Genomic DNA, 12,668 nt, shown 5'->3' with positions numbered 1-12,668 from the left:
TGAAATATTCAATTATAATATAGATTATTGATTCTATTTAAAGGAAATATTAGACTTAATGCATTTCAATTTATGAAAATTCAAATAAATTTCAACACCATTAAAAAAAGAAAAATGAAGATTTAATGTTTTTTAGGACATTTGCAGCCAGAAATACATTTTGAGGGGCAGAATAAATCCTCCTGTAGGACTAAAGTTTAACTGATGTAATGAATGTATCTACAACCTGTCTAATGCGTTAATAAAAGCGTTTGCATCGGATGCTTTTTTGGTCAATGAATCATATGCGTAAGTTTCATAGATCAGCGTAGGTATCCCTTTATTTGCAATAGGCACCGTAACGTATTGTGTACTTGTAGGATTTGGGGGGCTGTATATCGTTAAAAACGACATTGCACCGGTTATCTTTTTAGCATAGCTTAAGGTTTTATCGTCACTTGAAATAGGATATAAAAACCGACAATAAGCATAACCACTTGATTTATAATGATCTTCGTGGACATCTACAACTAATATAGGATTTTCACTGGAAACATCAGGGACTACGAATTTTTGAGCCAATAATTGTCCGTTCATTCTGCCTTTACTGTAATCACTGGCATCTTTAGTTACATGAACCCTGTAAATAACGTATCTTTTACTGAGATTAGATGACTTGCTTGTTAAAGCATTAAAAACTGCAGTATGCATTCCACTTTCCATTGGATGCACGCCTACTATAATAACTACAGTCTGGTTAGAACTTTGATTTCCATAAACCTCTTTTTCTACGTAACCATAACTTGTACTGCCTAGAATTATTGAGGTTGATTGGCTAACTGTTGTGAATCTGGATACGTAACCTTTCATGTTGTTACCGGCTAGATCCGTTACACTGCCTGTATGAACGAGCAAAAGATATTTAGTTCCTTTAGTTAGGGTACTGTTGGGTGTTACGGTCAATATATTACCATTGATAGACCATGTACTTGGTACAACCGTGCCATTACTGTTTTGGAGTTCTATCCAACCAGTACCTGCTTTGATTGATTCACTGAAAGTGACCTTAATCACCTTATTCACTGCCACGCTCACAGCATTGTTTGCAGGATCCACAACTTTCACGGTAGGTGCAACGGTGTCCACAGTGAAACGGGATACGTAACTTTTCACGTTGTTACCGGCTAGATCTGTTACACTGCCTGTATGAACGAGCAAAAGATATTTAGTTCCTTTAGTTAAGGTACTGTTGGGTGTTACGGTCAATATATTACCATTGATAGACCATGTACTTGGTACAATCGTACCATTATTATTTACAAGCTCGATCCAACCTGTGCCTGTTTTGACTGTTTCTTTAAATGTGACTTTAATCACTTTATTTGCAGCTACGTTCACAGCGTTGTTTGCAGGATCCACACTTCTAACAGCAGGTACAGTAACATCAGTGCTCGTGGTGAAACGGGACACATAACCAGCCACAATGTTACCAGCTAGATCTGTTACACTGCCTGTATGGATAAGCACCATATATTTAATTCCATGAGTTAAAGTGCTGTTAACATTTACAGTCAACACATTACCACTTATAGACCATGTACTTGGTACAACCGAACCATTACTAGTTACAAGCTCTATCCAACCAGTACCTTTTATGATCGATTCATTAAAGGTAACTCTAATCACCTTATTAATGGCCACATTCACTGCACCATTTGCAGGGTCAACTACAGTTACTGTAGGTGGTGATCTCGAATTCACTGTGATCGGGGTTGAAGCTGAGTAGTTATCGATTGTTGCTGTGATACTAGCTTTAGCTGTAACTGCACTTTTTGCTGTGAATAATGATGTTGCTTGGCCATTAAGTAGTGTGGTGGATGGTTGGTTAAGATTTCCGAGAGTTCCTGTGAAAGTTACTGGTATACCATCCGGCACATGACCCTCATTAGGATCATGATAAGTTCCATTAGAATCATGCTGCAAATCCACTGTTACAGTTGAATTACCACCATTCAATATAGTAATAGGATCCACTGTGACATTCAAAACTAACCAAGGTGTGACAGTAACATTACCTGCCACGAAACCTGATGGAACATTTGAACCCCACCAGTTAAGCGTAGCGTCTATTGTTCCATTTGTACTGTAGATTTCACTGTTGTTCGGACTATTTCCAACAATCCAGTTGAAATTAACAACTCTGGAAGTAGAATCACCACCATAATTCCAGATGGCTCCACCACTTCCATAAATTGTTGTTGTGTCAGTTGCGGTGTTGTTCTTGAATGTACTACTTGTCACATGTATACCACCACAATTGAATATGGCTCCACCATTTTCTGCGGTGTTGTTGTTGAAGTTACTAGTAGTCACATTTAATGTACCATAATTCCAGATAGCTCCACCACCTGATGCGGTGTTACTGTTAAATGTATTATTTGTGACAGTTATGTTACCCTCTGCAATGTAAATGGCTCCACCACCATTTTGTGCGGTGTTGCCTGTAAATGTGTTGTCTGTGAGAGTTATGTTACCATCCCCGTTGCAGATGGCTCCACCACAATCAGTCTGTGCGGTGTTGCCTGTAAATGTGTTGTTAGTTACCGTTAAATTTCCAAAATTCATGATGGCTCCACCAGTTAAATTTGCGGTGTTGTTACTGAGTGTACTGTTGGCCACTGTTAAGTTACCTTCATAGTTGCAGATGGCTCCACCGCCAAGCTGCGCGATGTTGTTGTTGAATATGTTACTTGTAAGAGTTACGTTACCATACCTACTGCAGATAGCTCCGCCAAGCTGTGCGGTGTTTTTATTGAGTGTGCTGTTGGTCACCGTTAAAGTTCCACCCTGGTTGCAGATGGCTCCACCAAACTCTGTTGCGTTGTTGTTGTTGAATGTGCTGTTGGCTATAGTTAAAGTTCCATTGTTGTAGATTGCACCACCATTATTGCTTTGGCCTTGTGTGAGTGTTAAATTGTTGATAGTGACGTTCAATCCGGATGCAATGATGAATATTGAGTTTCCGCTTTGTGTTCCGTTGATTATGGTGTTCTGTTGGTTTTCCCCTATAATTGTCATGTTGGTGTTGATATTTATTCCAGATTCGTAGTAGGTTCCATTTGCTATGTAAACTGTTCCATTTGTTGCAACAGTGCTTGTAGCGTTGGTTATTGTGGCTTTGGGTCCACTCATATCGCCGTTCCATGTGGCACTTTGTCCGTCCCAGCTATTGTTTCCCTGGGTGCTGACGTAAATTTGGGATTGGTCTGCTGCAGCTGCAGCGTTAACGCCAAAAGAGAATAGGACTACAACGCTCAGGAGTATTAATGAAATCTGGGGGAGTAATTGTTTATTTTTTCCTGTTTTCATTGCTTTTTTACCTCCTTTATTGTATTTCCGGAGATGAAATAATTGGATATTAAATTGACTTATAAATGAAAATTAGTAAAAACTTTCCAAAATTCACAAAAAAGGATAATTAAAAAGTATTTGTGAAGATTTGTGAAAGTACTAGCTATTGGCGGTTTTTTTATGTAAACTACGGTGTTCAATTTTAATACATTATTTCATATCCAAGATCAAGGTAATACATTACGAAATATAAAACTTTCGGTTCAATGACCGTAAATAAGGACAATTATAGTGAATAATCATATTCTAAAATTAAAAAAGCTATCCTACCAAAAAACAAATCCATATTGAACAGATTTATACATGTAAACATACTCAAATAATAAATATACTTTAATTAGTATTAATATAATCACATAAAACCAATTACAAAACATAACCCTAAAAACTGTTCAATTATCATTAACCATAAAGGTCAGATTAGGATCTTTAAAAAATTTATTTTCAAAATCTGTAAACTTATTTCGTTTAACTGAACTATAACGAAGAAAAAAATTATACATACTATGAAGAGGGGTTTTTTTATGTTCAAAACATTTATGAAAATCTTGAGGTAACTTGTTTACTAAAACACTTAAAAAAAATAAAAAGATTAAGTTCTCAAGGTTTAAAATTAGCCCCCAGCCAACATTGTAAAAAGGCCACCAATGATCAGCAATATTGCAGCTAACCATGCATAAATGTATATAAAGGAGGGAAGTAAGACGATGACAATTGCGATAATAATACCGAGCACTAACATCGCGCTACCGCTCATTTTTGCAGGTTCCATTTTTTCACCTCCTTTGATTTTAATCCCCTAATTTTTATCATACTATAATAAATATATTTATTTTAAAATGTAAATAACTATTTATTTTGAATTATAAAATAGAAAGCTTTCTAAATAAAAAAGGGAATTGGGACTTTTTCTATTTAAACAAAATGAAATTCCGACTTTGCATTATTGTAGATGTACAGTTATTTTTGGTGTTACTTTATGTTTTTTTAAGAAGATTATTATCAAAAAATATATATCAATTTTTTTATAGAATTATAAGCGTAATATAAGTGAATCTTTTAATAATAAGGAGAGATTCTTTGAAAGCTGGAATAATGATTATAGGAGCAATATCCATATTGATTGTTGTTTTTGCATCAGGTTGTATAAACAACGAAAATATATTATATTATATCAATACAATCTATCGGGCCAATTTCCAAACTACATAGGTGCACAAAATATCACAGTACCTAATGGAACAAGTAGCATTAAGGTTCAATGCGAAAATTTGACGAAACTTAACCCTAATTTGAATACATCATATGTGAATATATACCTTTTAAATACTGTTCCAGTGACTGTTGCCATAAATGGAAACAATACAGACTTTATAGCAGGTTATAACAAAAGCGTCGTTGTCCAGAAAACTATTAATTTAGCGAATGAAACCAATCCCTTATCCGAAAACTTTACTTTTAATAATACACAAGTAAAAGGCATTTTAATTGTCAACGTTAATGCCAAAGGATTTATTCAAATAATTACACCTTAATTTCAGAAAAACAAGCACATGGAAAGATTAGATATCTTTCCCTAAACTTTTTTTAAACTATGAAATATTAATCTGTTTTCATGTGTTGGTACTAAAATACAGTCCTAATTTTAAAATAGTATTAAAAACATATTTGGTATTACAAAGGACCTGAATTTTGGGCCAAAAGTAATAATAAAAATTAATTAGAAAGTATTAAATATTAAAAAGACCAAGTATTGAATGTTAGGAAGAAAAACAGTTTAAGTAATGTGAATTAAATGAATTTGAAAGAATTTTATTAATTATTAATTTCACCAAACCATTTCCTCCTTGGTGTAGACGAGGGGATCCAATAAGCAAAATTTAGTTGGATCCCTACGTAAATTAAAGTATATATGGGGCATATCTGAATCATTCGCTCAAATGTATCCGATGATGCCCTGTATATACTCATTCCTAACAATAGAACTTAATTTAAAAATATTAAAAATTATGAGTTAATTAAATTTTTAAGGAGGCAGAAACCATGGAAGATGGGTTAAAGTATTTAGTTTTGGGCTACAGGAAAAACACAGGAAAAACACAGGCTGAACTTGCAAGGGAACTGGAAATCCCGTTGCACATTGTAGTTGCATTGGAGATGGGATCTTATAAATATCCCACAAAAGTTTTACAGGCTAAAATAAAGGATTTAACATCCCAATTCGACCAGCAAGACCTTATGTGTCTTGGGAGGGGTTACAGAATAAGGGAAGAATTAGGTCCTGATTTCAAATATTTCCTCAGAGGTCTTGAAGAAACCAGTGGTATAAGTCCGGATGAGCTCAAAAAGATGCATGGCGAGGAATGTTTGCGTACAATAGGAAGTGTGGATATGGATGAGTTTGAAGTTGTCCTGGTAGGAAGGTCGGTTTAATAATGTTAGATTAAGCCAATATAAGTTTATATTCTAATTTTTTTATATTTTAGAGGTTTAAGTGTTCTGTGTGTTTACTCATTTTAATTTAGTTTATAGATAAATTGGAATAAAAAAAAGGTATATGAAATGAATTTAAAATTTCTGTAAAATGGTTTCATTAAATCATTTCATTATATACAAGGAACTTGTTATCTACGGGATTTATTACCTTTATTCCTTAAATTTGGGTTTTAGTAATAAGTTATGTATTATTTTTATTCTTTGAAATCTAAAAATAGTAATACCTATAGAAACATTTATATTATAAAAGTTCAGTAACCTCTTTATGAGGCTAAAAAGCTTTAAAAAATGCTTTGAGTGAGTATTACATTAACCCTCTAAAATAAAGGTTGAGTAATACCATATGAAACATTTATAAGCTTTTGTTTTCTATAAAAATAAAAGGAGGATGAATAATGCATATACCAGATGGATTTTTATCTTGGCAATGGCCCATATATATGGTTATAACCTTTGTGGCATTGTACTTTTCTATGCGGTGGGCTAGAAAAAATCTTGATGAAAAGAGAGTTCCTTTAATGGCAGTTTTAGCCGCAGGTATATTTGCCATAATGTCTATGAACGTCCCTATACCATGGGGAACAAGTGGACATATGGTAGGTGGAGCGTTGGTAGCTATTATATTTATGGCTCCTGAATCAGCGGTTATAATATTTGCATTGGTGTTACTTGTTCAGGCTTTGGTTTTTGGAGATGGGGGAGTAACAGCTTGGGGTGCCAATGTATTGAATATGGGAATTATAGGTGGATGTGTGGGACTTTACTCATTTAAAGCTCTCAGAAAACCACTGGGAAAAATAGTTTCTGAAAATAAAGCTAAAATAGCTTCAATATTCATAGCATCATGGTTATCCATATTTATAGCCGCTGAAGCGGTTGCAGTAGAAATGTGGTTGGCTGGAACATTCCCATTAGGATTAGGATTGATGTTCATGGGTCTTTATCACTCTGTGATTGGTGTAATAGAGGGCGTCTTAACTGTGGTGGTGATACTTGCTCTTGAACAACTGCGGCCAGATCTATTAGCTTGGAACACCAAGAAAAAAACAGTTGATGTAGAACCAGAACCGGACCTTACTGAGGTGAAAGCAAAATGACTCCTAAAGACAAAAAATTAATCGTTGTGGGTTTAATAGTTTGTGGGATTATTGCCGTTCTTGCGCCTTTCATAGCTTCAGGTAATCCGGATGGATTGGAAAAGTCTGCAGAACAAATATCTACGACCAGTGAGTCTGGAAGTTATGAAGCACCTTTCAAGGATTATGTTATACCCGTATTAGGCGACGGTCCTTTATCAGGAGTAGTTGCTTTAATTGTCGGAGTTTTAGTTGCACTTGGACTGGGGTACTTTGTTTCTGTAGTACTTAAAAGAAGGAAACCCATTGAAAAATCTAAATAATCTTTCAATTTTTATTTTTTTTAGAAATAATAACTAAAAGAGGAAAAATATGAGTGGAATAGGATCGATCATCGAACTTGAAAAAATAACCCAAAAGAACAGTGTTCTTCATGCCTTGGATGGTAGGGTTAAGTTGGTGATTTTGATAGCTCTTATAGTATACGCTGTTTATACTACAGATCTGATCGTTCTGGCTCTCATGGAGATCTATTTAACAGCACTCATATCAGTATCACATCTTTCTCTTAAAGATTCCTTTATGAAAATATTGTTGATACTACCGTTCGGTGGGGCAATAGCTGTATTTCAGCCATTCATACATCCAGGTACGATCATTTATACTTTACCTTTAGGAATAAGTGTTACATCACAAGGACTTACATTTGGAATTTTGTTGATGTCTAGGTTGGTTGTTTCATTGACCTGTATAGTGCTCTTATCATCTTTAAGTCCAATGCAAGAAGTTGTTGATTCTTTTAAGAAACTGGGAATGCCCCGGGATTTAGCAATGATATTCAGCCTTTTTATCCGGTACCTATTCATGTTCTACGATGAACTTGAAAGGATAAGAAATGCTCAAAAAAGTAGAAATTTTGACATATTTAACAGGAAAACAGCGTACTTGTGGAGAGTAAAACAGGTAGCTTACACAATAGCTATGATGTTCTTGCGCGCATTTGAAAAGGGAGAAACAGCTTACTTCAGCATGCTAAGTAGGGGTTACTCGGAACAATCAGAAATCTACAGTGCAAGCAAAAAGCTTGAGTCAAGAGATTTTATCTTTATAGGTGTAACCATAGCTTTAATATTGGGTCTGGAATTTATGAAATTTTCTTCTCTTATTTAAGAAGTTTCTAGTTTTTTAACTTTTTTCACTTACAGTATTTTTTTAATTCCTTTCTAGAAATATTCAAAAATCAAGAGACTTCAAAAACTCTTTTAGAAAATATTTTTCAGTTTTGAGATGTTGATATTAATGATAAGTAAGGTAGATCATTAACGTCGGCTTTACACAATTAAAATCAAAAAAGATAAAAGTAAACCCTCCAAATATAATGTGTTCTACATTAGAATTTGTAAAAAAGATATAAAGAAGTTAATTATAAAAGGATTGATCTTAATAGTGTTAGTAAAGATTAAATAACTTATTATGGCTGTGAATTGTAATTGGAGTAGTGTTGATGGTAAAGGTAATAAAATCGGCTGTTAAATGCTATAAAAAAAGGACCAAAAAGACGGTTGGGGGTAGAACTAAGATCTATGAGTACAATCAGTATCTTATACCTCTAAAAAAGTCTGATGATATGGAGTGTAGCGAAGAAGTTTTCATAATACCCAAAAAACAGTTCAGTGAATTAGTGGGAGAAGAAGTGTCTGAACTGGGTGCCTACCTGGATAATCTTAAGGGATATCGAAACAGTATGGAGGATTATGAAAAGGAGCTTGCAGAACTTGAGTGGAAACACAACGAACTGTCAAAATCCTACAAGGCTGCTGTCTCTAAAAATGCTAAAACCAATAAGAAGCTGCGGCTTGAGGATGAACGGATCAAAACCCTGGAAGAAAAAAATAACGAACTTTCAAGGCAGCTTGAAGATAAAAAGACCAAGTACTATCTTTTGAAGAAGGAACATGACCTTGAAGTTGAAAAGAGCAAGATCCTGGAAGATGAACTCAACATGCAGAAGGATAAAGATATCTGGTCCACTTTAAAAAGTCGTTTAGGGAACAGCGGCAAAAAAGAACAGGATGAAGAGGGTAAATAAGAGTTAAAGGAATGAATTAGGGTTATTGTTACGAAATAAAGATCAGCAGAATAAAGATACAACTTTGATGTTTCAAAACCAGTTTTTTTTATGAATCTGCATGGATCAAACTTTTTATTTTAAATTAATAGTTTTAGTTTATTTATCATACACTCTTGCACAATGATTTTATTTTATTGACTCTAACTGTAACATATAAATGTATGACGAATATAAGTTTAATTCAAAATATGTCCATTTAGGGGATAATAATATGAAAAAGGGCAGCAAATCCATTCCACACCCAAATATATCCCAGGTTAAGATAATCGAAAACAAAAACAACTTTCCCATAAGCTGGCTCAACAAGCAGGGCTTCTGTGAATACGGTATTTACCTTGAAAACGTCAAGGGCATTGAAGTGAAACCAACCCGGGCCATGGTTAAAGGTACAACAGAACACGCCACATTGGAGGCGAATTTCAGGGAAGGGGCAGAACCTGCAACATTTGAAGAGATGCTGGAAACATCACAAAGTGCAGAGATCCTTTCAAGGGAACTTCCAGTCCTCTCTGCACATTATGGTATTCGTGGGTTCATAGACGAAGTGTGGATGACCCCTGATGAATTTGTAATCATCGATGACAAACCTGGAACAGTGCCCTACTACTCCAGCATCAACCAGGTTTACGGCTACTGTCTGGCCTTCAAAGACATGGTTGACGATGGTAGAAAGATAATAGGGGCTCTGCGCCAGAGAGGTACGGATAATGTTTACTGGTCCGCTTACTTTGATGATGCAGCTGAGAAAAACACAATAAATCTTATAAACCGTGTTCATGAACTTTTACTGGGAAATATAGAATTTATTCCCACCAAAAATCCCAATAAGTGCAGGAGATGCAGGTTTAATAATTTGTGTGATAAGAAAATGGATTTTTAGGATAAAATCACGTCGATACACTTAAATATGACATCTGTACAAAAAACAGATTACCGCAGTGCGGTCTTTTTTAGTTTTAGTCCCGTGGGGTAGTGGCAATCCTTCTGGCCTTTGGAGCCGGAGACGGCGGTTCGACTCCGCTCGGGACTGCTAAATTTATATCTCAAATTAAATTATGACTAAAATTTCTATTTCCTCAAATTTTATATATCAATGTTATAAAGGTAATTTCATGGAAAAAGCGCTTGTTGTAGGTGCAAACACAAGACCCGTAGCTTGTTCTTTAAAAAAACTTGGATATACTGTTTATTCTGTTGACTACTTCTGTACAAAGGATTTAATGCAGTGTTCTGATTACAGAAACTGTGTTTTATCCCAAAAACCCTACAAGTCCTGTGGTAGATTTGTACAGGGATTTAATTCAGTTGCTTTAAGAGATCTCGCAAAGGACTTTATAACTGAAACTGATTTTATAATATGTACATCTGGAGCATCACCTGAAAACTTCCCAAAAAATAAGATAATTGGAAATAAGGATGTTGGGAGTGTTGAAGATAAATACAAACTTTACAAGAAACTTGAAGGGAAATTCAAACTTCCAGAAACCCATATTGTTCACGATTTAAATGAAGCATATGAAATTGCATCTGAATTTAAGGATAAAAAATTCCTCCTGAAACCACTTTCAGGATCCGGAGGAATAGGCATAAGAAATCTTGAAGATAGAGATATAACTTTCCCATTAAATGAAGCTATCCTTCAGGAAATTGTGGAAGGTGAAAGTCTCAGTGCTTCAGTACTATCAGGTGGGCATGAAGCCCGAACAATTTTAACAAGTAGGCAAATAATTGGCAGAGGATTAGGCCAGATTGAACCCTACGGCTACTGTGGAAATATCGCGCCTTCAACTGATGATTTAGGAACTTCTGAAATTGCAGAGGGTGTTGTAAACTCTTTAAATCTTGTTGGATCAAATGGAGTGGATATGATCCGCAGTGGAGACGATATTTATGTTATTGAGGTCAACCCACGTTTTCAAGGAACATTTGAATGTGCTGAGGCAGCTCTGGGCATAAACATGGTTGAAGCCCATATAAAAGCGTGTCAGGGAGAACTTTTGGAGGTATCCACCCCTAAAAAGTTCGCTGTAAAAATGATAGTGTTTGCAAAGGAGCGCTCCATTGTTGGAAACCTTGATTTTGAGGGAGTTTACGATATTCCCCACAAAAACGTCATAATAGAAAAAGGTGAGCCTGTTGCAACTGTTGTGACATCAAATAAAGTTCTTGAAGATGCAGTTTATTCTGCCAAAATGATTGTTGGAAAGGTTTACAAGGCGCTTAGAAGTTTTTCATTATGAAATGTTTAGTTTTTAAAGAAGAATAAAGGCTTTTTTAAAGAGTAATAAAAGTCCATTTAATGAAAAGTTAGTTATCGTAGTTTATAACCAAACTCTTTTTAAAACTCTATCAATATCCTTCTATCCTGATTTTATGAAAGTTATTTAAAGATTTCATGTAGTAAATTTCATGTAGAAAATAAAATGAAAATGGATTAAACCTACTTAAATTATCTTTAGAACATGCAGAATAAATATTATTGTCCCGATTGCTATCAAGAATGTCGATATTATCATTGCAATTGTAAGGTACACGAATAATTTTGCACGTTTGTCAGGGTCTTTTATTAGATCTTCAAAGGGGTCTTGCGTCATTTGTTTACCTCACAAGGAATATATATTGGGTTGCTGTTGGAAATTCTTTTCTTAAGGTTTTTATATCTGGTCTGTAAATGAAAATCTCCCCGGAACATGGTTCTATCTCAAGGATTTTGCATACTATTTTTGTCTCGATCCTGCCGGTTATCATGGCTCCTGATGTTGCGGACTCGATTTCTATGTAAATTGGAAGTTTTAGGAGATGATGTTCTGATTCAGGTATTATATCTGCGAGTCTCTCAAGTTCAGCGGTTTTGAACCTGTGCCTTGTGCCATCTGCACCCACAACATGGGGTCTATCTTCTTTAAGTAATTCTTCCAGGGTTTTTCTCTGCCTTGGAATGTGTCTGTTAAGACTCAAGATATGTTTTTTTACCAGTTTATCGGCTCGGTTGAAATCACCTGTCATTTGTTAAACTTATCTGTCTTGTGTGATATAGTACTTTTTGATTTATAGATCAAACTTGTAACTTGACGGAATATGTATACAACTCATTGAATAAAAGAGATGTATACAAGAAAAAGGTGGTGATAAAGATGGATATCGATGTGGAACAATGCAGGGAAAACGATAAAATAAAAAGGATTATAAGTAAAAGTGGACTTCCAATAAAACATATAAAACTTTTGCTCCGACTTTCTGACACGATTTACATCAACGGTATAAATTACAATGTCTCAATAGAAGAGGGGGTTGTAAACATACTTTTAATATCATCAAAACCTGCTAATAAGATGGGGGTCTTCAACACAATCTCACTTGCAAACGTTATGTACAAGTTAAGGAATATGGATTCAAATAATGAAGATATTAAAACGCGTTGTGAAGTTAAAGATGGTATGATTAATGTTGTTGTTGAAGTTAAATGGTGAATAAGCGGGTAAATTTTTTTTAATGCCCAAGTTGATTTGTTAAAATTAGGGTAACATGAATTTTCAATGAAAGTAAATACTTTAAGGAATGCAAATAAGCCCTAA

At 34.9% G+C, this 12,668-nt stretch carries 12 protein-coding genes and 1 tRNA gene; 9 read left to right on the top strand and 4 right to left on the bottom strand.

Annotated features, from left to right (window positions below; genetic code table 11):
- Positions 1-219: 219 nt before the first annotated feature.
- Entirely contained in the window at positions 220-3,348 is a 3,129-nt protein-coding gene (locus MSWAN_RS12360) for an Ig-like domain-containing protein (RefSeq protein WP_013826497.1), read from the bottom strand.
- Between the two features lie 655 nt (positions 3,349-4,003).
- Positions 4,004-4,162 (bottom strand): hypothetical protein, encoded by a 159-nt coding sequence (locus MSWAN_RS12910; RefSeq protein ID WP_013826496.1) that lies wholly within the window; start codon positions 4,160-4,162, stop codon positions 4,004-4,006.
- 1,271 nt (positions 4,163-5,433) lie between these two features.
- On the opposite strand from MSWAN_RS12910, the gene MSWAN_RS09820 reads away from it, so the two are divergent.
- The 8 genes from MSWAN_RS09820 (at position 5,434) to MSWAN_RS09785 (ending at position 11,333) form a co-directional block, all read left to right on the top strand.
- On the top strand, positions 5,434-5,823 hold the full coding sequence (locus MSWAN_RS09820; RefSeq protein WP_013826494.1) for a hypothetical protein: 390 nt from the start codon (positions 5,434-5,436) through the stop codon (positions 5,821-5,823).
- A 458-nt stretch (positions 5,824-6,281) separates the two neighbouring features.
- On the top strand, positions 6,282-6,983 hold the full coding sequence (gene cbiM / locus MSWAN_RS09815; protein WP_013826493.1) for a cobalt transporter CbiM: 702 nt from the start codon (positions 6,282-6,284) through the stop codon (positions 6,981-6,983).
- The gene (locus tag MSWAN_RS09810) at positions 6,980-7,285 is read left to right on the top strand and encodes a PDGLE domain-containing protein (RefSeq protein WP_013826492.1); all 306 of its coding nucleotides are present in this window, start codon (positions 6,980-6,982) and stop codon (positions 7,283-7,285) included. The genes cbiM and MSWAN_RS09810 overlap by 4 nt, the downstream gene beginning before the upstream one ends.
- 49 nt (positions 7,286-7,334) lie before the next feature.
- A complete protein-coding gene (cbiQ, locus tag MSWAN_RS09805) occupies positions 7,335-8,132 on the top strand; it encodes a cobalt ECF transporter T component CbiQ (RefSeq protein ID WP_013826491.1) in 798 nt (265 codons plus the stop codon).
- Between the two features lie 334 nt (positions 8,133-8,466).
- Positions 8,467-9,051 (top strand): hypothetical protein, encoded by a 585-nt coding sequence (locus MSWAN_RS09800; RefSeq protein ID WP_013826490.1) that lies wholly within the window; start codon positions 8,467-8,469, stop codon positions 9,049-9,051.
- A gap of 253 nt (positions 9,052-9,304) precedes the next feature.
- A complete protein-coding gene (locus MSWAN_RS09795) occupies positions 9,305-9,973 on the top strand; it encodes a CRISPR-associated protein Cas4 (RefSeq protein WP_013826489.1) in 669 nt (222 codons plus the stop codon).
- A 78-nt stretch (positions 9,974-10,051) separates the two neighbouring features.
- A tRNA-Gln gene (locus MSWAN_RS09790) sits at positions 10,052-10,123 on the top strand.
- 82 nt (positions 10,124-10,205) lie between these two features.
- Positions 10,206-11,333 (top strand): ATP-grasp domain-containing protein, encoded by a 1,128-nt coding sequence (locus MSWAN_RS09785; protein ID WP_013826488.1) that lies wholly within the window; start codon positions 10,206-10,208, stop codon positions 11,331-11,333.
- A gap of 204 nt (positions 11,334-11,537) precedes the next feature.
- On the opposite strand, the gene MSWAN_RS12970 is transcribed toward MSWAN_RS09785, so the two are convergent.
- Positions 11,538-11,687: a hypothetical protein gene (locus MSWAN_RS12970; protein ID WP_013826487.1), complete on the bottom strand. Its 150-nt coding sequence runs from the start codon at positions 11,685-11,687 to the stop codon at positions 11,538-11,540.
- A 4-nt stretch (positions 11,688-11,691) separates the two neighbouring features.
- The gene (locus MSWAN_RS09780) at positions 11,692-12,099 is read right to left on the bottom strand and encodes a DUF61 family protein (protein WP_013826486.1); all 408 of its coding nucleotides are present in this window, start codon (positions 12,097-12,099) and stop codon (positions 11,692-11,694) included.
- 128 nt (positions 12,100-12,227) lie between these two features.
- Here MSWAN_RS09780 and MSWAN_RS09775 point away from each other — a divergent pair, with 128 nt between their 5' ends.
- Complete coding sequence (locus MSWAN_RS09775) at positions 12,228-12,563, top strand: hypothetical protein (protein ID WP_013826485.1); 336 nt, start codon at positions 12,228-12,230, stop codon at positions 12,561-12,563.
- Positions 12,564-12,668: the final 105 nt, after the last annotated feature.

Source organism: Methanobacterium paludis, assembly GCF_000214725.1.
GTDB classification, from domain to species: Archaea; Methanobacteriota; Methanobacteria; order Methanobacteriales; family Methanobacteriaceae; genus Methanobacterium_C; species Methanobacterium_C paludis.
The sequence above is the reverse complement of the archived record's forward strand: the minus strand, read 5'-3'. Positions and strand labels throughout refer to the sequence as shown.